The organism is Streptomyces nojiriensis (genome assembly GCF_017639205.1).
Lineage (GTDB): Bacteria > Actinomycetota > Actinomycetes > Streptomycetales > Streptomycetaceae > Streptomyces > Streptomyces nojiriensis.
On the sequence record NZ_CP071139.1, the window covers coordinates 5,809,120 to 5,830,152 of the forward strand.

Genomic DNA, 21,033 nt, shown 5'->3' on the forward strand with positions numbered 1-21,033 from the left:
GTCTTGGGATCCATAGGAGGCACTCCATGCGCGGAGCCACCCACGCCCAGTGGGCCGCATGTGCGGTGGCCGTCGCTCTCGCGGCGACGGCCTGCGGCGGCGGTAGCGACAGCGGCGGAGGCGGCGAGGCGGGGATCGTCAGCTCCTCGTGGGGTGACCCGCAGAACCCACTGGAGCCCGCCAACACCAACGAGGTGCAGGGCGGCAAGGTGCTCGACATGCTCTTCCGGGGCCTCAAGCGCTACGACCCGAAGACGGGCGAGGCCCTCGACATGGTCGCCGAGAAGATCGAGACGACGGACAGTCAGAACTTCACCATCACGCTGAAGGACGGCTGGAAGTTCAGCAACGACGAGCCGGTCACCGCCCAGTCCTTCGTCGACGCCTGGAACTACGGCGCGGACGTGCGCAACAAGCAGAACAACTCGCCGTTCTTCTCCGACATCGTCGGCTACGCGGACGTCCACCCCGCCTCCGGTGAGCCCAAGGCCAAGACGATGTCCGGACTGGTCGTCAAGAACGACAAGACCTTCACGGTCGCCCTGAAGAACAAGTTCTCCACCTGGCCCGAGACCCTCGGCTACCAGGCCTTCTCCCCCCTGCCCAAGGCCTTCTTCACCGACCACGCCGCCTGGCTGGACAAGCCGATCGGCAACGGCCCGTACACGGTGGACTCGTACACCAAGGGCACCGGCATGAAGCTGCGCAAGTGGGACACCTACCCCGGTCCGGACAAGGCGCAGAACGGCGGTGTGGACCTGAAGGTCTACACCGACAACAACACCGCCTACACCGACCTGATCTCCGGCAACCTCGACCTCGTCGACGACGTGCCCGCGCAGCAGCTGAAGAACGTCAAGAACGACCTGGGCGACCGCTACATCAACCAGCCGGCCCTCATCATCCAGACCCTCACCTTCCCGCTGTACGACCCGCAGTGGAGCAAGGAGGGCATGGAGAACGTCCGCCGCGGGATCTCGATGGCCATCAACCGCGACGAGATCACCAAGCAGATCTTCCGTGAGACCCGCACCCCGGCCAAGGACTGGACCTCCCCGGCCCTCGGCGAGAAGGGCGGCTTCTCCTCCACCGTCTGCGGCGACGCCTGCGTCTACGACCCGGTCAAGGCCAAGAAGCTCATCACGGACGCCGGCGGGCTCCCCGGCGGCAAGGTCACGCTGACCTCCAACGTGGACACCGGCTCGCACCGCGACTGGATGGACGCCGTCTGCAACAGCATCAACAACGCGCTGGGCGAGGGCCCGGTCTGCACGGTCAACCCGATCGGCACCTTCGCCGACTTCCGCAACCAGCAGAGCAGCTTCAAGCTCACCGGCCCCTTCCGCTCCGGCTGGCAGGCCGACTACCCCCTGATCCAGAACTTCCTCCAGCCCCTCTACTACACCGGGGCCTCCTCCAACTACGGGAAGTTCAGCAACGCGGACTTCGACAAGCTCGTCGACGAGGCCAACCAGGAGAGCGACCAGGCCAAGGCCGTCGCGAAGTTCCAGGACTCCGAGAAGATCCTCGCCGCGCAGATGCCGGCCATCCCCCTCTGGTACCAGAACGGCAGCGCGGGCTACGCCGAGCGGCTCTCGGACGTGGCGCTCAACCAGTTCAGCGTCCCCGTGTACGACCAGATCAAGGTCGGCTGACCCGCGTTTCGGATCGATCCTGGAGCAGTCCATGGGACGTTATGTGATCCGGCGGCTGCTCCAGATGATCCCGGTGTTCATCGGCAGCACGTTCCTGATCTTCTTCATGGTGTACGCGCTCGGTGACCCGGTCGCGGCCCTCTTCGGCGACAAGGCGCCCGACCCGGCCACCGCCGCGCGCATCCGCAAGGACCTCTACCTCGACCGCCCCCTGTGGGAGCAGTACGTCCACTACATGGGCCAGATCTTCCAGGGCGACTTCGGCACGGCCTTCAACGGCCAGCCGGTCACCGAGCTGATGGCCTCGGCCTTCCCCGTCACCCTGCGCCTGACCCTGGTCGCGATCTTCTTCGAGATCGTCATCGGCATCACCCTGGGCGTGATCAGCGGCCTGCGCCGCGGCAAGTCCGTGGACACCTCCGTGCTGGTCCTCACCCTCGTCGTCATCTCCGTACCGACGTTCGTGACGGGCTATCTGCTCCAGTACCTCTTCGGCGTCAAATGGGGCTGGGTGCGGCCCACCGTCTCCCCGGACGCCCCCCTCAACGAGCTGATCCTGCCCGGCATCGTGCTCGCGCTGGTCTCCCTCGCCTACGTCACCCGGCTCTCGCGCACCTCCATCGCCGAGAACGTCAAGGCCGACTACGTGCGCACCGCCGTCGCCAAGGGCCTGCCGCGCCGCCGGGTCGTCACCCGCCACCTGCTGCGCAATTCGCTCATCCCCGTCGTCACCTTCATCGGCACCGACATCGGCGCCCTGATGGGCGGCGCCATCGTCACCGAGCGGATCTTCAACATCCACGGCGTCGGATACCAGCTCTACCAGGGGATCCTGCGCAACAACTCCCCGACGGTGGTCGGCTTCGTGACCATCCTCGTCATCGTCTTCCTGCTGGCGAACCTGCTCGTCGACCTGCTCTACGCGGTCCTGGACCCGAGGATCCGTTATGCCTGAGCGCAGCGAGCCCGTCTACGACCCACTGGAACCCGGAGAGGGGGAGGCCATCGCACCCACCGGCCAGGGCGGGCCCATGGATCTGGCGCTGGACGAGGCGGAGAGCCTGGAGAAGACCTTGGGCGACGCGTCCTCCGGGCCGGGCCCGCAGGACAAGCCCCGCTCACTGTGGTCCGACGCCTGGCACCAGCTGCGCCGCAACCCCGTCTTCATCATCTCCTCGCTGATGATCCTCTTCCTCGTGATCATCTCGATCTGGCCGCAGCTCATCGCGAGCGGCGACCCGCTGCAGTGCGATCTGTCCAAGTCCCAGCAGGGCTCCTCCCCGGGCCACCCCTTCGGCTACGACACCCAGGGCTGCGACGTGTACACCCGTACCGTCTACGGGGCCCGCGCCTCCATCACCGTGGGCGTCTGCGCCACCTTCGGCGCCGCCCTGCTCGGCTCGCTGCTCGGCGGGCTCGCCGGGTTCTTCGGCGGCTGGGGCGACGCGCTGCTCTCCCGGGTCGCGGACATCTTCTTCGGCATCCCCGTCGTCCTCGGCGGCCTGGTCTTCCTGTCCGTGGTCACCAGCACCACCGTCTGGCCGGTGGTCGGCTTCATCGTGCTCCTCGGCTGGCCGCAGATCGCCCGCATCGGGCGCGGCTCCGTCATCACCGCCAAACACAACGACTACGTCCAGGCGGCCCGTGCCCTCGGCGCCGGCAACGGCCGGATGATGCTCCGGCACGTGGCGCCCAACGCCATCGCCCCCGTCATCGTCGTCGCCACCATCGCGCTCGGCACCTACATCGCCCTGGAGGCCACCCTGTCCTTCCTCGGCGTCGGCCTGCGCCCGCCCACCGTCTCCTGGGGCATCGACATCTCCAACGCGGCCTCGCAGATCCGCAACGCCCCGCACATGCTGCTCTGGCCGGCCGGCGCGCTGAGCCTGACCGTGCTCGCCTTCATCATGCTCGGCGACGCGGTGCGCGACGCCCTCGACCCCAAGCTGCGCTGAGGAGCCCCGCACATGCTGCTCGAAGTCCGCGACCTGCACGTGGAATTCAAGACGCGCGACGGAGTCGCCAAGGCCGTCAACGGCGTCAACTACTCGGTGGCCGAGGGGGAGACGCTCGCCGTGCTCGGCGAGTCGGGCTCGGGCAAGTCGGTCACCGCCCAGGCCGTGATGGGCATCCTCGACATGCCGCCGGGCCGGATCGCGGGCGGCGAGATCCTCTTCAAGGGCAAGGACCTCCTCACGATGAAGGAGGAGGAGCGGCGCAAGATCCGCGGCGCCGAGATGGCGATGATCTTCCAGGACGCCCTCTCCTCCCTGAACCCGGTCCTGAGCGTGGGCGCGCAGCTCGGCGAGATGTACGAGGTGCACCGCGGGATGTCCCGCAAGGAGGCCAAGGGCAAGGCCGTCGAGCTGATGGACCGGGTGAAGATCCCGGCGGCGAAGGAGCGGGTGGGGGACTACCCGCACCAGTTCTCGGGAGGCATGCGCCAGCGCATCATGATCGCGATGGCGCTGGCCCTGGAGCCCTCGCTGATCATCGCGGACGAGCCGACGACGGCCCTGGACGTCACCGTCCAGGCCCAGGTGATGGACCTGCTCGCCGAGCTCCAGCGCGAGCTGAACATGGGCCTGATCCTGATCACCCACGACCTGGGCGTGGTCGCGGACGTCGCGGACAAGATCGCGGTCATGTACGCGGGCCGGATCGTCGAGGCGGCTCCGGTCCACGAGATCTACAAGGCGCCGGCCCACCCGTACACGCGCGGCCTGCTGGACTCCATCCCGCGCCTGGACCAGAAGGGCCAGGAGCTGTACGCCATCAAGGGGCTGCCGCCGAACCTGGTGGCCATCCCGCCCGGCTGCGCCTTCAACCCGCGCTGCCCGATGGCGCAGGCGGTGTGCCGCACGGACGTCCCGCCGCTGTACCGGGTGACCGAGTCCCCGGTGGAGCGGACCAGCGCCTGCCACTTCTGGAAGGAATGCCTCCATGGCTGAGTCCCTGCTGGAAGTGAAGGACCTGGTCAAGCACTACCCGCTGACCCGGGGCATCCTCTTCCGCAAGCAGATCGGCGCGGTCAAGGCGGTCGACGGGGTCTCCTTCGACCTGCGCGCCGGTGAGACGCTCGGCATCGTGGGCGAGTCCGGCTGCGGGAAGTCCACCGTGGCCAAGATGCTGGTCAACCTGGAGCGGCCGACGGCGGGCGCGATCTCGTACAAGGGCGAGGACATCACCAAGCTGTCGGGGCGCGCCCTGAAGGCCGTGCGCCGCAACATCCAGATGGTCTTCCAGGACCCGTACACCTCGCTGAACCCGCGCATGACGGTCGGCGACATCATCGGGGAGCCCTACGAGATCCACCCCGAGGTGGCCCCCAAGGGCTCGCGCCGGCAACGCGTCCAGGACCTCCTGGACGTGGTCGGCCTGAACCCGGAGTACATCAACCGGTACCCGCACCAGTTCTCCGGCGGCCAGCGCCAGCGCATCGGCATCGCCCGCGGCCTCGCCCTCCAGCCCGAGATCATCGTCGCCGACGAGCCCGTCTCGGCGCTGGACGTCTCCGTCCAGGCCCAGGTGATCAACCTGCTGGACCGGCTGCAGAGCGAGTTCGACCTGTCCTACGTCTTCATCGCGCACGACCTCTCGATCGTCCGGCACATCTCCGACCGGGTCGGCGTCATGTACCTGGGCCGGATCGTCGAGATCGGCACCGACAGCCAGATCTACGACCACCCGACCCACCCGTACACCCAGGCACTGCTCTCGGCCGTCCCGGTCCCGGATCCGCAGGCCCGCGCCCACCGCGAGCGGATCATCCTCACCGGCGACGTGCCCTCCCCGGCCAACCCGCCCTCGGGCTGCCCCTTCCGCACCCGCTGCTGGAAGGCCGAGCCCCGCTGCACGGCGGAGGTCCCGCTGCTCGCGGTCCCGCAGGTCTTCCCGTCGGGCCCGGCGGCCCACCCGTCGGCCTGCCACTTCGCGGCGGAGAAGCAGGTGGTCCCGCCGTCGGACCAGCCGCCCCCGCCGCCGACGGATCCGCTGACGAAGGAGTAGGCGTCGACCGATCATTTCCGGCCACCACTGTGCGTTGTGCGGGAAGGGGTGGACACCCTCGGCAACTCCGTTTACGTGGGGGCAACTTGACCGTTTCTGCCCCGAGATCTGGGGCATGCAACCTGGATGCCGTGCGGCCGTGCGGGTGCCGACAGCCGGCCGGGGAGGCGTACAGCCTCGCCGGCCGGCCTCCCCGTGACCCCACTCATGCGCGGCATGCGCCCCTCGTGCTGCCGGATTTCGATCGATGCGCTGGTACGGATAGTTATGATCCGTAGCGCACGGTGGGTATGACTCCTGCCGAGCACGAATGCGCTTACCGATGTCCGCTCGACGTGGAGGTGAAACGCCGTGGCACTCTCGATCTCCGCCGTGGTGCTGCTGGCGATCATCGTCTTCCTGCTGGTCCGAAGGGCGGGCCTGAAGGCGGGACATGCGGTGGTCTGCGTACTGCTCGGCTTCTACCTGGCGAGTTCCACCATCGCCCCGACCCTCAGCCAGCTCACCTCGAACGTGGCGAGCATGATCAGTGGCCTCAAGTTCTAGGTCCTGTCTTCAAAGTGGCGTCTGGCCCGCGACGCCCGGCACCGCACCTCGCCGCGTTGTCGGGGCGCCCGAGTACGTCCAGTACACGGGCGCCCCTCCGCCTTGCGATGCTTCCCCTCGGCCCTGGCGGGCCTGGGGAGGCCCCATGGCACCGGACGCCGCGGGCCTTACCGACGCCACTTTGACGACAGGACCTAGGCCCCGCCTCGTAGGCTAGGCCCCATGAACGGTCTTCCCGCCCGTCGTCTGCTCCTCGTGCACGCGCACCCGGACGACGAGTCGATCAACAACGGCGTCACCATGGCCAAGTACGCGGCCGAGGGCGCCCACGTCGCGTTGGTGACCTGCACCCTGGGCGAGGAGGGTGAGGTCATCCCGCCCGGGCTCGCCCACCTGGCGGCCGACCGCGACGACACCCTCGGCGCCCACCGCGTCGGCGAGCTCGCCGCGGCCATGGCGGAACTGGGCGTCCACGACCACCGGTTCCTCGGCGGCCCCGGCCGCTTCCGGGACTCCGGGATGATGGGCGCCCCGCAGAACCACCGCCCGGAGGCCTTCTGGTCCGCCGACGTGGACGAGGCCGCCGCGTACCTCGTGGAGGTCATCCGGGAGCTGCGCCCGCAGGTGCTCGTCACCTACGACCCGGACGGCGGATACGGGCACCCCGACCACATCCAGGCCCACCGGGTCGCCATGCGCGCCGCCGAACTGGCCGCGGAGACCGCCTTCCGGCGCGACCTCGGCGTGCCCCACGCGGTCGGGAAGATCTACTGGAACCGCGTCCCGCATTCGGTGGTCGAGGAGGGCTTCGCCCGGCTGCGCGCCGCCGGGGCCGAGCTGCCCTTCCCCGCGGTGGGCTCGCCCGGGGACGTGCCGGGGGTCGTCGCCGACGAGCGGATCACCACGGAGATCGAGGCCAAGGACACCTTCGCGGCGGCGAAGGCGGCCGCCATGCGGGCCCACGCCACCCAGATCGCCGTGGACGGGTCCTTCTTCGCCCTCTCCAACGACCTGGCGCAGCCGCTGTTCACCCGCGAGTACTACGAACTCGTCGAAGGCCGGCCGGGCGTCCCGGCGGGCGAGCGCGAACACGACCTCTTCGCGGGGGTGGAGGCATGAGCGGCACGGTCACGGCCGGCCGGATCGCCGGCTGCCTGGGCATGCTGGTCGCGGGCGCGCTGACCGGCGCGGCCGGCTGGCTGGTGGTCGGCCTCTGGCCCCCCGGCGGTCTGCTGCTCGCCCTGCTGGCCGTCCTCGGGCTGTTCCTCGGGGGCCGGATCGCCCTCGGGACCGGCTTCGGGGTGGGCGGCGCCGCGGTCGGCTGGTTCCTCTCGTACGTGATGCTCGGCATTCCGCGCCCCGAGGGGGACTTCCTCCTCGGTTCGTCCGGAATCGGCGTGTACGTCTACCTTTTGGGTGGAACCGTTCTCGCTGTGATGTGTGCCACGATGCGCGGTCCGCTGGAACGGCCGGTTTCGGCCTCCCGGCCTGCCAAGTGACGTGGTGTCGGACCTCGTAGGGAGGTTCGCCGGGGAGGGCGCGCGCGTGGTCAACGGGCACTTCAGAGGGGTTTGACGGGCGCTATCAGGAACCGCTGATTCCCGCCAGTCAGTTGCCTGCGGGCGGCGGCCAGTATGGTGGACGGGCCGCCGAGCTGCCCGCGCACGGTATGACGGGCGGCGGAGCCAACCGGGAGAACCTGCCTTGAGTCGTGAAACCGACAGTTCGTCCTCCGGGCCCAAGGGGCACGGTGGAGCCGCTTACCCCTCGGGTACACCGCCGTACGGAACCGGCCAGTACCCGTCCACGGACGCTGCGGCGACCGCTCCGGAGGAGAACGCTGTGACCTCGAAGCCGTCCACGCCCGATTCCGACGGGCCCAAGACCGAGACCACCCTGACGACCCGGATCCGGATCAACATCCCGGGTTCGCGGCCGATCCCGCCGGTGGTCGTGCGCAAGGCGATGGGCAACGGCTCCGGCTCGGCCGGCGCCGGCGAGCGGACCGGACCGGAGCCCACCCCCGAGCAGGCCTCCCCGCCGCCGCTCGCGCAGCGGCGCGGACCGCAGCCGACCCGCATCGAGGCCGCCCCGGAGCCGGCCGACGCGCCCGCGCCCGCCCCGGCGGCCGAGGCCGAGGAGCCGGCCAGCAACTGGTTCGCCCCCCGCAAGTCGGCCAACCCGGCCCCGGCCCCCGCGCCCGCTCCCGCCGCGGACCGGATGCCGCCGGCGGCGGCCGCCCCGCCGCTCGCGCAGCGGCCGTTGCCCACCCGGACGCCGTCCCCGACGCCGACTCCGGCGCCCACGCCGCCGGCCATGCCGGGCGGGGGATTCGCCCCGCCGCAGCGCACCCAGGCCCCGCCGGTGCCCGGACCGGACGCCGCCTTCGCGCCGCCGCGCACCACGCCGCCGCCCGTGGTCCCGGACTACAGCCAGGGCTTCGCCCAGGCCTCCGCACCCGCCCCCACGGCCCCGATGCCCGGCGGCCCGGGCGTCGGGACGACCCAGGGCTTCCCCGCGTACGGGGGCGACCAGGACGACACCGGCCCCGTCACCGAGGCGTTCCCGGCCTACGGCGGCGGCCCCGCCGGACCCACCGGCGGCCCCGGCTTCGGCACCGGCCCCGTCGGCGGCCCGGCCGGCGCGGCCGCCTTCGACGAGGCCCCGCAGTGGCCCGGCCCCGAGCTGGACGGCCCGCTGCCCACCCCGGTACCGGCCCCCGCGCCGGCCGCCCCCCGCCCCGCGGCCGCGCAGCCCAAGGCCACCGGCAAGCCGGCCAAGAAGGGCCGCTCCAAGCTGGTCCTGCTCGGCGGCGGTGTCATCGCCCTCATCGGCGTGGCCTACGGCGCCGGGCTGCTCCTGAACCACTCCGACGTCCCCAAGGGCACCACCGTCCTCGGCGTCGACATCAGCGGCAGCCGCGACGAGGCCGTCTCCAAGCTCCAGACCGCCTTCGGCACCCGCGCCGCCGCCCCGATCCAGCTCAGCGTCGGCGGCAAGCCGGTCGAGCTGAAGCCCGAGAAGGCCGGCCTGACGCTGGACGCCCAGACCACCGTCCGCAACGCGGCCGGCAGCGACTACAACCCGATCACGGTCATCGGCTCGCTCCTCGGCAACGAGCGGGTCGCCGACCCCGTGATGCCGACCGACGAGGAGAAGCTCCAGGTCGCGCTGCAGGAGCTCGCGGGCACCTCCGGTACGGCCACCGAGGGAACGATCAAGTTCGACACCGGCAAGGCCGTCGCCGTCCCCGGCACCCCCGGCACCACCCTCGACGTGGACGCCTCCGTCCAGCTGGTGGCCAAGACCTTCAAGGACCAGGTCGCCACCGGCAAGGCGGCCGTGGCCGAACTGCCGACCACCACCAAGGCGCCGGCCATCGGCCAGGCCGAACTGGACCGGGCCATGAAGGAGTTCGCCGAGCCCGCGATGTCCGCGAACGCCACCGTCAAGGTGGGCACCAAGTCCATCGCCTTCGGCGCCCGGTCCCTGCCCAAGATCCTGAGCATGCAGCCCGTCGACGGCCGCCTGACCGAGAAGTTCGACCTGGAGGCGCTCAAGGCGACCTACGGGAACACCTTCGACGGGATCCTGATCACCCGCGGCACCGGCGAGAAGACGGCCGTCACCCCCCAGGACATCGCCGGCGCCCTCGGCAAGGCCCTGCGCGGCAAGACCACGGCCGAACGCACCGTGGTCGTCGACACCAACCCGAGCTAGTCCGTCCCGTCCCGTCCGGACCGGCCGACCGGTGCCCCCGCCCGTACCCCGGGCGGGGGCACCGTCATGTCCGCCGCATGACATCCGTCATCCGGCACACACGACGCCCGACACTGCCGCGCGGGACCCCGTACGGGCGAATCTCTACCCATGACGACGACGACCGCGACACGCACCGCGAAGCCCACCACCGACAGCGTGGTCAGCTTCGAGAACGTGACCAAGAGCTACGGCACGGTCCGGGCGGTCGACGGCCTCTCCCTCACGCTCCACCCGGGCGAGACCGTCGCGCTCCTCGGCCCCAACGGCGCCGGCAAGTCCTCCACCCTCGACCTCCTCCTGGGCCTGCGCCCCGCCGACTCCGGCTCCGTCCGGATCTTCGGCACCACCCCGCGCGAGGCCGTCGCCGCCGGCCGGGTCGGCGCGATGCTGCAGAGCGGCGGCCTGATGGAGGAGGTGACCGTACGGGAGATCGTCGCGCTCGGCTGCGCCCTGCACCCGCGGCCGCACCCGGTCGACAAGGTGCTCTCCCGGGCCGGCATCGACAAGATCGCCGACCGCCGGGTCGACAAGCTCTCCGGCGGCCAGGAACAGCGCGTGCGCTTCGCGCTCGCCACGGCCGGCCACAACGACCTGATCGTGCTCGACGAGCCGACCACCGGCATGGACGTCACCGCCCGCCAGTCCTTCTGGGCCACCATGCGGGAACAGGCCGACCAGGGCCGCACCGTCCTCTTCGCCACCCACTACCTGGAAGAGGCCGACGCGATCGCCGACCGGGTCCTGGTGCTCAGCAAGGGCCGGCTCCTCGCGGACGGCACCGCCGCCGAGATCAAGGCCAAGGCCGGGGCCCGGAAGATCTCCTTCGACCTGCCCGCCGCCGTCGGCACCGACATCGAGCAGCTGCGCGCGCTGCCCTTCCTGACGGCCTTCGAGCACCACGGCGACACCGTGCGCATCCAGTCCCGCGACGCCGACGCCACCGTCCACGCCGTGTACGGACTCGGTCTGTACCCCCGCAATCTGGAGGTCGCGGGCCTCGGCCTGGAACAGGCCTTCATCGCTCTCACCGAGGCCGAGGAGGCCACCCAGTGAACGCCCTGATCAAGCTGGAGATCGTCCGCGCCCTGCGGAACAAGAAGTACCTCTTCTTCACGATCATGTACCCGGCCGCGCTGTTCCTGATGCTCGGCGGAACCCTCGACGGCACCACCAAGGTCATGGGCACCGAACTGACCATGCCCGCCTTCTACATGGTCGCCATGGCCTCCTTCGGCGCCCTGACCGCCGTCCTGATGGGCAACAGCGAACGCATCGCCAAGGAACGGGAGAAGGGCTGGGTCCGCCAGCTGCGCCTCACGGCCCTCCCCGGCCGCGGCTACGTCCTCGCCAAGACCGCGGGCGCCGGCGTGCTCTCGCTCCCCGCCATCCTGGTCGTCTTCGCGGTGGCGGCCGCCGTGAAGGGCGTACGGTTCGACGCCTGGCAGTGGCTCGCCCTCACCGGCTCCATCTGGGCCGGCAGCCTGGTCTTCGCGGCGCTCGGCGTCGCCCTCGGCTACCTGGCGAGCGGGGACAACGTCCGCCCCATCACGATGCTCGTCTACTTCTCCCTGTCGATCCTCGGCGGCCTGTGGATGCCCACCGCGAACTTCCCGCAGTGGCTCCAGAACATCTGCGAGTGGCTCCCCACCCACGCCTACGCGGGCCTCGGCCAGGCCATCGAGCTCGGCGGCGCGCCCCGGGCCGGGGACGTGGCGCTCCTCGCGGTCTACTTCGTACTGTTCACCGGTGCGGCCGCCTGGCTGTACCGCAAGGACTCACTGAAGGCATGAAACCCGTGGCGCTGACGAAGGAAGACGAGGACCGGGACTTCCCCGAGATCGCCAAACAGCCCGAGAACCGTCATCAGAAGATGGTGAAGGCGCTCTGGATCAGCGTCTGGCTCTTCTACCTGAGCGCCCCCGTCGCCGACCTGGCCGACGGCGGGCACGGCCCCGCGGCCCGGGTGCTCGCCGGCCTGGGCCTCGCGGTCTTCGTCGCCTGGTACCTGGTGCTGGTCTTCCGCACCGCCCACCCGATGCCGGTCCGCCGGGTGCTGTTCTCCCTGGCGGTGCTCGCCGCCGAGGCCATGGTCCTGTCGCTGGCCCTGGGCCGCGAATGGCTCGTCCTCTTCGTCTACGTGGCCATCTCCTCCGGAGCCGCGCTGCCGCCCCGGTACGCCCGCTGGACCGTCCTCGTCACCACCGCCCTGCTGGCGGTCACGGCGAACGCGGTCCCGGACGGCACCGCCTACCTGGCGGGCCTGCTGATCCCGGCCCTGATGGGCGGATTCGCCATGGCCGGGGTCCGGGCGATGATCCGCACCACGATGGAGCTGCGCGAGGCCCGGGCCACCGTGGCCCAGCTCGCGGCCAACGAGGAGCGGCTGCGGATGGCCCGGGACCTGCACGACCTGCTGGGGCACTCGCTGTCGCTGATCACGCTGAAGAGCGAGCTGGCGGGCCGGATGCTGCCCGGGCAGCCGGAGGCGGCCGCCCAGCAGGTCGCCGACATCGAGCAGGTCAGCCGGCAGGCGCTGGTCGACGTACGCGAAGCGGTGAGCGGCTACCGGCGGCCCACCCTCCCCGGCGAACTCGCGGGCGCACGCACGGCCCTGGCCGCGGCGGGCGTCCTGGCCGACCTCCCGGCGCCCCCGGCCGACGACCTTCCGGAGGCGGCGGAATCGGCCCTGGCCTGGTCCCTGCGCGAAGCGGTGACGAACGTGGTGCGGCACAGCGGCGCGAAGCGCTGCCGGGTCACGCTGGAGACCAGCCAGACCCTCGACGGGCCGGTACTGGAACTGACCGTCACGGACGACGGCACGAGCGGCGTCCAGGGCGGCCCCGGCAACGGCCTGACCGGCCTGACGGAACGTCTGGAGGCCCTCGGCGGAACCCTGTCGGCGGGCGCCGCAGGCCGGACCGGCTTCGCCCTCACCGCCCGCGTCCCCCTAGGATCGAGCACATGACCTCACGTCCCATCCGCATCCTCCTGGCGGAGGACCAGTCGATGGTCCGCGAGGCCCTCGCCGCGCTGCTCGGCCTGGAACCCGACATCGAGGTACGGGTCCAGGTGGCCCGCGGCGACGAGGTGCTGGCGGCGGCCCGCGCGCACGACGTGAACGTGGCCCTGCTGGACATCGAGATGCCGGGCATGACGGGCATCGAGGCGGCCGCCGCCCTGCGCGCCGAACTCCCCGACCTGCGGATCGTCATCCTGACCACCTTCGGCCGCCCCGGCTACCTCCGCGGCGCGATGGAGGCCGGAGCCTCCGCCTTCCTGGTCAAGGACGCCCCGGCCGCGCAGCTGGCGGCCGCCGTGCGCAAGGTCCTCCAGGGGGAGCGCGTCATCGACCCCACCCTGGCCGCGGCCGCCCTCGCGGAGGGCGCGAACCCGCTGACGGACCGCGAACGGGAGGTCCTGCGGGAGGCGGAGAGCGGCGCGACCAACGCGGAACTCGCGGCGCGGCTCCACCTGTCCCAGGGCACGGTCCGCAACTACCTCTCCACGGCGATCCAGAAACTGGCGGCCCGCAACCGCGCCGAAGCCGTGCGCACAGCCCGCGAAAAGGGCTGGCTCTAGCCTTTGCCGCCCCGCCGGGGTTCGAGACCCGGGCCAACCCGGCCCCGCCGGCCGCACTTCAGCTTGGCCGGGCCAAACCCAGCCTCGCCGGCCGCCCCCAGCCTCGTTGGACCCACCCAGCCTCGCGGGCCGCACTCCGGCTTCGCCGGGGCCACTTCCAGCCTCGCCGGCGTTTGAGGCGCGGGTCCGGGCGGAGCCCGGTGCCCGGCGGAGCCGGGTTTCCTGGGGCGCCGCCCCAGACCCCGCTCCTCAAACGCCGGAGGGGCTGAATGTGGCCTGGGCGAGCCTGGAAGTGTCGGCGGGGCTGGATGTGGCCCAGGCGAGCCTGGAGGCGCCGACGAGGCCGGGAGGCGCGGGGCGGAGGCCCGGTCAGTTCAGGAGGGCGCGGGCCGAGACGGCTTCCGCGCGGATGCGGGCCGCCGCGTCGGCGTCCACCGCGGAGACCACCCCGGCGTACGCGTCGAGCTCGGCCGCCCCCTCCTGGAAGGAGCCCCGCTCCACCAGCAGCCGCGCCCGCTCGTACCGCAGCGCCGCCGGATGCGACGGCAGCAGCAGCGACAGCTCCACCGCCCACAGGGCCACCCCCGACTGCTCCGGGCGGGCCGAGGCCCAGGCCCGGATGTTCGCCAGGATCCGCTGCACGATGTCCAGCGTCCGGGCGGGCTCACGCGGCCCCGAAGCCAGCTCCGCCGGCCCGGTGCCCAGGGACGCGCCACCCGCGAAGGGGTCCACCACCACGCCCTCCTCCGGGTCCCCGAAGCCCACCACGAAGTGCCCCGGCAGCCCCAGCCCGTACACCGGCGCCCCGGCCCGGCGGGCCACCTCCAGCCACACCACCGACAGCAGGATCGGCAGCCCGCGCCGCCGCCTCAGCACCTCGTGCAGCAGCGAGGACGACAGCCGGTCGTAGTCCGCCGGGGTGCCGTGGAACCCGAGGCGCCCGCCCAGCAGTTCCGTCACCGCGTTCGCCCACGCCCGCCCGCCGCGCAGCCCGTACGGCAGCATCCCGGCCAGCCGGTCCAGCTCGATCTGCGCCCAGTCCATGGCGCGTTCGTCCAGCTCCGGGTCCCCTTCGGTGGCCAGCAGCAGGCACAGCAGCGCCAGGTCGGGCCGTTCCGCCCGGGCCTCGGCCGCGAACTGCTCCCGCCAGGCCGCGGAACTCACGAGGCCGCCCGGTAGTGGTGGTACGCGTGGTGCGTCGCGAAGCCCAGCCCGTCGTACAGCGCCAGCGCCCCCGGATTGTCCGTCTCGACCTGCAGCCACGCCGCCGACGCGCCCTCCTCCAGCGCCCGCCGGGCCAGCGCGGCCATCACCGCCGTCGCCAGGCCCTCCCGCCGGTGCGCGGGGTCCACGGTCACCGCCGCGAAGCCCGCCCACCGCCCGTCGACCACGCAGCGCCCGATGGCCCGGCCCCCGGGCAGCGCCGCGAACCACACCGACGGCCCTTCCACCAGCATCCGCCGGGCCAGGTCCGGGTCGCTCACCTTCCCGTAGCGCCCGAGCCACTCCCCGTCCGGGACCCGGGTCAGGTGTACGTCCCCGACCGCGGGCGCGTCCACGTCGGCCACCGGCGCCAGCGCCCCGATCCGTACCTCCGCCGACACCTCGTTCACCCAGCCGCGCCGCTCCAGCTCCGCGCCGAGCATCTCCTGGGTGCCGGCGGCCCCCGTCGCGACCTGCACATAGGCCGGAAGCGACCGCTCCGCGTACCAGGAGGTCACTCGCGCGAGTGCATCGTCCAGCGGTATGCCCGGGTCGCCGAGCGGCAGCACGGAATTGGCCCGCCGGGTGAATCCGGCGGCCGCCCGCAGCGTCCACCCGCCCAGCCGCTCGCTCTCCAGCGGCTGCCAGGCCCGCGCGGCGACCCGCGAGAGCTCCTCGAAGGAGGCCGCGGGACCCCGCCGCCGGGCCGGCGCCGGAGGCACGATCTTGCCCGCCACCAGCGAGGATTCCGAGATGCGGACGGATTGCCCGTCCTTCTTTGTGATCAGCAGCACACCCTGGTCCCAGGATGTGAGAACCCCGACCGTGTCCGTGAACTCGGGTGATCCGCTCACTACGGCCTCCACCCGTCGTACAGAGACTCGTTTACCCACGTCAGCCGGGGTAATACGGACCTCCAGCAGTCCACCGGCAGTGATTTCCACAGCTCTGTCCGCCCCTCCTGTTCGGATCGTGCCCGGGAACGGAGATACTAGGTGCGGGCATCGACGACGCCGCGCTCCCGCGCGATATGGAAAGCCCTACCGAGGAGGAACGAGAGCGTGACCTACGTCATCGCGGAGCCTTGTGTCGACGTCAAGGACAAGGCATGCATCGAAGAGTGCCCCGTCGACTGCATCTACGAGGGCCAGCGGTCCTTGTACATCCACCCGGACGAGTGCGTCGACTGTGGTGCGTGTGAGCCGGTCTGCCCGGTCGAGGCCATCTTCTACGAGGACGACACCCCGGAGGAGTGGAAGGACTACTACAAGGCGAACGTCGAGTTCTTCGACGAGCTCGGTTCGCCCGGTGGTGCCTCCAAGCTGGGCCTGATCGAGCGCGACCACCCCTTCGTCGCGGCGCTGCCCGCCGGTATCAACGGCGAGCACTGACCTTTCAGGCAGACGCGCCCCTCGGTCCCGTACGGCCTTCCCGCCGCACGGGACCGACGTGTTTCCGGCACCCGTACCCACCAGCACTCAGAGAGAGCAGAGACCACCGTGGCCGCAGTATCCGACCGTCTTCCCGCCTTCCCCTGGGACAAGCTGGAGCCCTACAAGGCCACGGCGGCGGCCCACGCGGACGGCATCGTCGACCTGTCGGTCGGCACGCCCGTGGACCCGGTCCCGCAGCTGATCCAGCGCGCCCTGATCGAGGCCGCCGACTCCCCGGGCTACCCGACCGTGTGGGGCACCGTCGCCCTGCGCGACGCGATCACCGGCTGGGTGCGCGGCCGCCTCGGCGCGAGCGCCGCCGAACACCGCAACGTCCTGCCGGTCGTCGGCTCCAAGGAGCTGGTGGCCTGGCTGCCGACCCAGCTGGGCCTGGGCGCCGGGGACAAGGTCGCCTACCCGCGGCTCGCCTACCCCACCTACGAGGTCGGCGCGCGGCTGTGCGGCGCCGAAGCGGTCGTCTACGACGACCCGACCGAGCTCGACCCGGCCGGTGTGAAGCTGCTGTGGCTCAACTCCCCGTCGAACCCCACCGGCAAGGTCCTCGCCAAGGAGGACCTCGTCCGCATCGTGGCCTGGGCGCGCGAGCACGGGATCCTGCTCTTCAGCGACGAGTGCTACCTGGAACTGGGCTGGGAGGCCGAGCCCGTCTCCGTCCTCCACGACGACGTCTGCGGCGGCTCGTACGAGGGCATCGTCGCCGTCCACTCCCTCTCCAAGCGCTCCAACCTGGCGGGCTACCGGGCGGCCTTCGTCGCCGGTGACGCGGACGTGCTCGGCGAGCTGCTGGAGATCCGCAAGCACGGCGGCATGATGACCCCCGCCCCGGTGCAGGCGGCCACGGTCGCCGCGCTCGGCGACGACACCCACGTCGAGGAGCAGCGCGAGCGCTACGCGGCCCGCCGCGCGGCGCTGCGTACGGCGCTGGAGGCGCACGGCTTCCGGGTCGAGCACAGCGAGGCGAGCCTGTACCTGTGGGTGACCCGCGACGAGCCCTGCTGGGACACCGTCGCCCACCTCGCGGGCCTGGGCATCCTGGTCGCGCCGGGCGACTTCTACGGCGAGGCGGGCGCACGGTTCGTGCGCGTCGCCTTCACCGCCACCGACGAGCGGGTCGAGGCGGCGGTCAAGCGCCTCGGCTGACGGCCGGATTTCACGACGGCAACGCCCGAGGGGGCCGGGAGTTCGCACTCCCGGCCCCCTCGGCGGTTCGTTCCCGAGGCGTCAGCCGCCCAGCGGCAGGCCACCGGGCAGCCCGCCCGGCAGGACACCGGAGGTCGGCAGCGAGGACGTCGGCAGGGAGGACACCGGCAGCTCCTGCGTCGCGGGCAGTCCGCCGAGCAGGCCCTGCGCGGTACCTGCCACGTCGGCGGCGGGGGCCGGGAGGGCCTTGGTGGCGCTGTCGGCGGCGTCCGTGGCCGCGTCCGCCGTCGCGGCGGTGTCGGTGGCGGTGAGCTGGCCCAGCTGCGGCACGGACTCCAGACCGGCGGCGCTGGCCGCGCCGGCCGCACCGACCACGGGCGCTGCCCCGGCTGCGATCAGCAGCGCGGCACGGGCGATCCGACGGGTCAGGGGGAGAGACATGTTGCTCCTAAGCGGTAGCGGCTGAGTACGCCGTGCTAACCGCTCCCGGGGCGGGTGGAGTTGCGGTGCCGGTGGGTAAAGGATCGGTAACGCATCGTTTAATCGGCTTCCGCGAAAAGCGCATTGGATGCGCGCCGACCAGGGATTCCGTCCTGATCGGGCATCCGTGGCCCGCTACACGGATCCCCCCGCAGGAGTGATCGCTCGCACGTGAGCCCGGGCGCCCCCGACGCGTGCCCCGCATCGGAGCGGATCAGCGGGCCATGAAGATCCGTACCTCGCCCGGCCCCGCGTAGTGGGGGTCCTTGACGCCGTCCTTCGTCCCCGTGGATCCCTTGTCCTGCCACCGTCCCCGGTCCTTGCCGGCGATCCAGCCGTGCCGGCCGTACGACACCCGGGAGATGCCCATCGCCTTCGAGTTGGCCACCGCCCAGTGGGCCATCGCCCGGCTGCGGCGCGTCGCGTCCTCGCCGCCGTTCTTCTTCTCCGTCACGGTGACCTCGGCCTCCGGGGCGGCCTGCCCGCCGCCGGTGTTCCGGCCGGCCTGGCCGCCCTGCGGGGACATGGTGTGCGTGCCGTCCTTGCCGAAGATCCGGACCAGGTCGGCCCGTACCTTCTCCGGGTCGCCCGGCCCGGTGGGCGCGGGCCCGCCGCAGTTGAGGGTGCCGCCGCCGGCGAAGGCCGCCGTCAGCACGATCGCGTCGGGCTCGTGCTTCGCGTACGCCTGCGGGAAACCGCTGCGCTGCACCTTCTGCGCGGCCACCGTCAGCGGCAGGCGCGAGTACCCCGGCACGTCGACGAGGTGGTCGTAGAAGATCCCGGCCGAGTAGACCGGGTCCGTGATCTGCGCCGGCGTGCCCCAGCCCATCGACGGCCGCTGCTGGAAGAGGCCCAGCGAGTCCCGGTCGCCGTGATCGAGATTGCGCAGCGCGGACTCCTGCATGGCGGTCGCCAGCGCGATGGTCACCGCCCGGTCCGGCAGGCCCTTGGCGACGCCGACGGCGGCTATCGTCGCCGCGTTGGCCGCCTGCTCCGGCGACATCTCGTACGTTTCGGAGGTTTCCTCCCCCCCGACCGGATCCGCGCTGGCCACGCAGAACGGGGCACCGCCGCCACCGTTCGAATCGTGCTGCACGGCGAAGTACCCGATCACCGCGAGGAGAACGAGCATGCCGACCGCCGCCCGGACCAGCCGGCGGCGACGAGGACGGGGATCACGGGTCTCGGACACGCGGCCCACCGTACTTGAGGCATATGACGCGTCCACCGGCCGGACGTACGAGGCTTCGCCGCATCCCGGGGCGTTAGGGTCAGTTCCATGTCCGAATCCGAGCTGGACCTCACCCTGGACGCCGCCGAGCTGACCGCCCGGCTCGTCGACATTCCGTCCGTGAGCGGCGACGAGAAGGTACTCGCCGACCTCGTGGAACACGCGTTGCGCGGCCTGGCGCACCTCACCGTGGACCGCTTCGGCAACAACGTCGTCGCCCGCACGGACCTCGGCCGCGCCGAGCGCGTCGTACTGGCCGGCCACCTCGACACCGTGCCGATCGCCGACAACGTCCCCTCCCGCCTCGACGAGAACGACGTGCTGTGGGGCTGCGGCACCACCGACATGAAGTCCGGTGTCGCCGTGCAGCTGCGCATCGCCGCGACCGTGCCCGAGCCGAACCGGGACCTCACCTTCGTCTTCTACGACCAGGAGGAGGTCGCCGCCGACCTCAACGGCCTCGGCAAGGTCGCCGAAGCCCACCCCGACTGGCTGACGGGCGACTTCGCGGTCCTGCTGGAACCCTCGAACGCCGAGGTCGAGGGCGGCTGCCAGGGCACCCTGCGCGTCCTGCTCCGCACCGCCGGCGAGCGCGCGCACTCCGCCCGCAGCTGGATGGGCTCCAACGCCATCCACTCGGCGAGCCCGATCCTCGCCCGCCTCGCGGCCTACGAGCCCCGCAAGCCGGTCATCGACGGCCTGGAGTACCACGAGGGCCTCAACGCGGTCCGCATCGAGGGCGGCGTCGCCAACAACGTCATCCCCGACGCGTGCACGGTGACCGTGAACTTCCGCTACGCCCCGGACCGGAGCGAGGCCGAGGCGCTGGCCCACGTACGGGAGGTGTTCGCGGACTGCGACATCGCCGAGTTCGTGGTCGACGACTCCTCGCCCGGCGCCCTCCCGGGCCTCTCCCACCCGGCCGCCGAGGCCTTCATGGAGGCGGTCGGCGGCCGCGCCATGCCCAAGTTCGGCTGGACGGACGTCTCCCGCTTCAGCGCCCTCGGGGTCCCGGCGGTCAACTACGGCCCGGGCGACGCCCTGCTGGCGCACAAGGTCGACGAACGCGTCGAGACGAAGGCGATCCTGCACTGCGAGGAACGACTCCGCGCCTGGCTGACCTCCTGAATTCCGCTTCTCGTCACCTTTGTGCGCCTACCCTGATCCAACGATCAGCAGGAGGGAGCACAGCATGGGCAACCACGGCAGTCCCGAGGGTTCCGCTCGTCGTCGGCCCGAGGAGCAGCAGCTCGGGCCGGTGCTGAGGAGGCGGAGCCAGGTGCAGGCGGGCAGTACGACGGACCAGCGGCTGCTGGACTCGGCGGGGCCCTCCGAGTGGGTGCACACCGATCCCTGGCGGGTCCTGCGCATCCAGTCGGAGTTCATCGAGGGCTTCGGCACGCTCGCCGAGCTGCCGCCCGCGATCAGCGTGTTCGGATCGGCCCGTACGCCGGAGGGCTCGCCCGAGTACGACGCGGGCGTGCGGATCGGCAGCGCGCTGGTCGAGGCCGGCTTCGCGGTGATCACCGGCGGCGGTCCGGGGGCCATGGAGGCGGCCAACAAGGGCGCCCGCGAGGCGAACGGCGTCTCGGTCGGCCTCGGCATCGAGCTCCCCTTCGAGCAGGGGCTCAACCAGCACGTCGATCTCGGCCTGAACTTCCGGTACTTCTTCGTCCGCAAGACGATGTTCGTGAAGTACAGCCAGGGCTTCGTCGTCCTGCCGGGCGGCCTGGGCACGCTGGACGAGCTGTTCGAGGCGCTGACCCTGGTCCAGACCCAGAAGATCACCCGCTTCCCGATCGTGCTGTTCGGCACGGAGTACTGGAGCGGCCTGATCGACTGGCTGCGCGGCACCGTGATCGCCCAGGGCAAGGCCTCGGAGAAGGACCTCTACCTGTTCCACGTCACCGACGACGTGGACGAGGCCATTGCGCTGGTGACGAAGGAAGTCGGCAAGTAGGCCCCGGGCCCGGGC

Annotated in this window: 21 protein-coding genes; 17 read left to right on the plus strand and 4 right to left on the minus strand. The window is 71.6% G+C overall.

Features of this window, described 5'->3' with window-relative positions; all coding sequences use genetic code 11:
* The first annotated feature begins 26 nt into the window (after nt 1-26).
* From JYK04_RS27205 to JYK04_RS27265, 13 genes are all read left to right on the plus strand, one after another.
* Complete coding sequence (locus JYK04_RS27205; protein WP_189732802.1) at nt 27-1,655, plus strand: peptide ABC transporter substrate-binding protein; 1,629 nt, start codon at nt 27-29, stop codon at nt 1,653-1,655.
* A gap of 31 nt (nt 1,656-1,686) precedes the next feature.
* The gene (locus JYK04_RS27210; protein WP_189732800.1) at nt 1,687-2,610 is read left to right on the plus strand and encodes an ABC transporter permease; all 924 of its coding nucleotides are present in this window, start codon (nt 1,687-1,689) and stop codon (nt 2,608-2,610) included.
* Entirely contained in the window at nt 2,603-3,610 is a 1,008-nt protein-coding gene (locus JYK04_RS27215; protein ID WP_189732799.1) for an ABC transporter permease, read from the plus strand. Before JYK04_RS27210 ends, JYK04_RS27215 begins: the two co-directional genes overlap by 8 nt.
* Nucleotides 3,611-3,622: 12 nt before the next feature.
* Complete coding sequence (locus JYK04_RS27220; RefSeq protein ID WP_189732797.1) at nt 3,623-4,606, plus strand: ABC transporter ATP-binding protein; 984 nt, start codon at nt 3,623-3,625, stop codon at nt 4,604-4,606.
* A complete protein-coding gene (locus JYK04_RS27225; protein ID WP_189732794.1) occupies nt 4,599-5,663 on the plus strand; it encodes an ABC transporter ATP-binding protein in 1,065 nt (354 codons plus the stop codon). The genes JYK04_RS27220 and JYK04_RS27225 overlap by 8 nt, the downstream gene beginning before the upstream one ends.
* 351 nt (nt 5,664-6,014) lie before the next feature.
* The gene (locus tag JYK04_RS27230; protein ID WP_030012369.1) at nt 6,015-6,209 is read left to right on the plus strand and encodes a hypothetical protein; all 195 of its coding nucleotides are present in this window, start codon (nt 6,015-6,017) and stop codon (nt 6,207-6,209) included.
* Between the two features lie 222 nt (nt 6,210-6,431).
* Nucleotides 6,432-7,328: an N-acetyl-1-D-myo-inositol-2-amino-2-deoxy-alpha-D-glucopyranoside deacetylase gene (gene mshB, locus JYK04_RS27235; protein ID WP_189732792.1), complete on the plus strand. Its 897-nt coding sequence runs from the start codon at nt 6,432-6,434 to the stop codon at nt 7,326-7,328.
* Nucleotides 7,325-7,708, plus strand: coding sequence for a DUF6113 family protein (locus JYK04_RS27240; RefSeq protein ID WP_189732790.1), 384 nt, complete (start codon nt 7,325-7,327; stop codon nt 7,706-7,708). Before mshB ends, JYK04_RS27240 begins: the two co-directional genes overlap by 4 nt.
* 205 nt (nt 7,709-7,913) lie before the next feature.
* Nucleotides 7,914-9,929, plus strand: a complete 2,016-nt coding sequence (locus JYK04_RS27245; RefSeq protein WP_189732788.1) for a peptidoglycan binding domain-containing protein — start codon at nt 7,914-7,916, stop codon at nt 9,927-9,929.
* A 150-nt stretch (nt 9,930-10,079) separates the two neighbouring features.
* The gene (locus JYK04_RS27250) at nt 10,080-11,024 is read left to right on the plus strand and encodes an ABC transporter ATP-binding protein (RefSeq protein ID WP_189732786.1); all 945 of its coding nucleotides are present in this window, start codon (nt 10,080-10,082) and stop codon (nt 11,022-11,024) included.
* Nucleotides 11,021-11,761 (plus strand): ABC transporter permease, encoded by a 741-nt coding sequence (locus JYK04_RS27255; protein ID WP_189732784.1) that lies wholly within the window; start codon nt 11,021-11,023, stop codon nt 11,759-11,761. The genes JYK04_RS27250 and JYK04_RS27255 overlap by 4 nt, the downstream gene beginning before the upstream one ends.
* Nucleotides 11,758-12,936 carry a sensor histidine kinase gene (locus tag JYK04_RS27260; protein WP_189732782.1) on the plus strand — a complete coding sequence of 393 codons (1,179 nt, stop codon included), beginning with the start codon at nt 11,758-11,760 and terminating at the stop codon, nt 12,934-12,936. Before JYK04_RS27255 ends, JYK04_RS27260 begins: the two co-directional genes overlap by 4 nt.
* On the plus strand, nt 12,933-13,550 hold the full coding sequence (locus JYK04_RS27265; RefSeq protein ID WP_189732780.1) for a response regulator transcription factor: 618 nt from the start codon (nt 12,933-12,935) through the stop codon (nt 13,548-13,550). The genes JYK04_RS27260 and JYK04_RS27265 overlap by 4 nt, the downstream gene beginning before the upstream one ends.
* 369 nt (nt 13,551-13,919) lie before the next feature.
* Here the strand turns inward: JYK04_RS27265 and JYK04_RS27270 are convergent, their stop codons facing one another.
* A complete protein-coding gene (locus JYK04_RS27270) occupies nt 13,920-14,714 on the minus strand; it encodes a transglutaminase family protein (RefSeq protein ID WP_229874956.1) in 795 nt (264 codons plus the stop codon).
* Nucleotides 14,711-15,697, minus strand: a complete 987-nt coding sequence (locus tag JYK04_RS27275; RefSeq protein WP_189732776.1) for a GNAT family N-acetyltransferase — start codon at nt 15,695-15,697, stop codon at nt 14,711-14,713. The genes JYK04_RS27270 and JYK04_RS27275 overlap by 4 nt, the downstream gene beginning before the upstream one ends.
* 117 nt (nt 15,698-15,814) lie before the next feature.
* On the opposite strand from JYK04_RS27275, the gene fdxA reads away from it, so the two are divergent.
* Together fdxA and dapC are read left to right on the plus strand one after the other, a co-directional pair.
* Complete coding sequence (gene fdxA, locus JYK04_RS27280) at nt 15,815-16,144, plus strand: ferredoxin (RefSeq protein WP_030011906.1); 330 nt, start codon at nt 15,815-15,817, stop codon at nt 16,142-16,144.
* A gap of 108 nt (nt 16,145-16,252) precedes the next feature.
* Nucleotides 16,253-17,347 (plus strand): succinyldiaminopimelate transaminase, encoded by a 1,095-nt coding sequence (dapC, locus tag JYK04_RS27285; protein ID WP_189732774.1) that lies wholly within the window; start codon nt 16,253-16,255, stop codon nt 17,345-17,347.
* Between the two features lie 81 nt (nt 17,348-17,428).
* On the opposite strand, the gene JYK04_RS27290 is transcribed toward dapC, so the two are convergent.
* Entirely contained in the window at nt 17,429-17,788 is a 360-nt protein-coding gene (locus JYK04_RS27290) for an ATP-binding protein (RefSeq protein ID WP_189732772.1), read from the minus strand.
* 253 nt (nt 17,789-18,041) lie between these two features.
* Entirely contained in the window at nt 18,042-19,019 is a 978-nt protein-coding gene (locus JYK04_RS27295; protein WP_229874955.1) for a hypothetical protein, read from the minus strand.
* Between the two features lie 87 nt (nt 19,020-19,106).
* On the opposite strand from JYK04_RS27295, the gene dapE reads away from it, so the two are divergent.
* A complete protein-coding gene (gene dapE, locus JYK04_RS27300) occupies nt 19,107-20,186 on the plus strand; it encodes a succinyl-diaminopimelate desuccinylase (protein ID WP_189732770.1) in 1,080 nt (359 codons plus the stop codon).
* Nucleotides 20,187-20,250: 64 nt separating this feature from the next.
* The gene (locus JYK04_RS27305) at nt 20,251-21,018 is read left to right on the plus strand and encodes an LOG family protein (RefSeq protein ID WP_189732768.1); all 768 of its coding nucleotides are present in this window, start codon (nt 20,251-20,253) and stop codon (nt 21,016-21,018) included.
* Nucleotides 21,019-21,033: the final 15 nt, after the last annotated feature.

Excerpts from the sequence above, each read along its gene's own strand:
- JYK04_RS27240 (WP_189732790.1), top strand. The coding sequence starts at position 7,325 with ATGAGCGGCACGGTCACGGCCGGCCGGATCGCCGGCTGCCTGGGCATG.
- JYK04_RS27205 (WP_189732802.1), top strand. The coding sequence starts at position 27 with ATGCGCGGAGCCACCCACGCCCAGTGGGCCGCATGTGCGGTGGCCGTC.
- JYK04_RS27220 (WP_189732797.1), top strand. The coding sequence starts at position 3,623 with ATGCTGCTCGAAGTCCGCGACCTGCACGTGGAATTCAAGACGCGCGAC.
- JYK04_RS27225 (WP_189732794.1), top strand. The coding sequence starts at position 4,599 with ATGGCTGAGTCCCTGCTGGAAGTGAAGGACCTGGTCAAGCACTACCCG.
- JYK04_RS27260 (WP_189732782.1), top strand. The coding sequence starts at position 11,758 with ATGAAACCCGTGGCGCTGACGAAGGAAGACGAGGACCGGGACTTCCCC.
- mshB (WP_189732792.1), top strand. The coding sequence starts at position 6,432 with ATGAACGGTCTTCCCGCCCGTCGTCTGCTCCTCGTGCACGCGCACCCG.
- JYK04_RS27265 (WP_189732780.1), top strand. The coding sequence starts at position 12,933 with ATGACCTCACGTCCCATCCGCATCCTCCTGGCGGAGGACCAGTCGATG.
- JYK04_RS27290 (WP_189732772.1), bottom strand. The coding sequence starts at position 17,788 with ATGTCTCTCCCCCTGACCCGTCGGATCGCCCGTGCCGCGCTGCTGATC.
- dapE (WP_189732770.1), top strand. The coding sequence starts at position 19,107 with ATGTCCGAATCCGAGCTGGACCTCACCCTGGACGCCGCCGAGCTGACC.
- JYK04_RS27215 (WP_189732799.1), top strand. The coding sequence starts at position 2,603 with ATGCCTGAGCGCAGCGAGCCCGTCTACGACCCACTGGAACCCGGAGAG.
- JYK04_RS27250 (WP_189732786.1), top strand. The coding sequence starts at position 10,080 with ATGACGACGACGACCGCGACACGCACCGCGAAGCCCACCACCGACAGC.
- JYK04_RS27210 (WP_189732800.1), top strand. The coding sequence starts at position 1,687 with ATGGGACGTTATGTGATCCGGCGGCTGCTCCAGATGATCCCGGTGTTC.
- JYK04_RS27305 (WP_189732768.1), top strand. The coding sequence starts at position 20,251 with ATGGGCAACCACGGCAGTCCCGAGGGTTCCGCTCGTCGTCGGCCCGAG.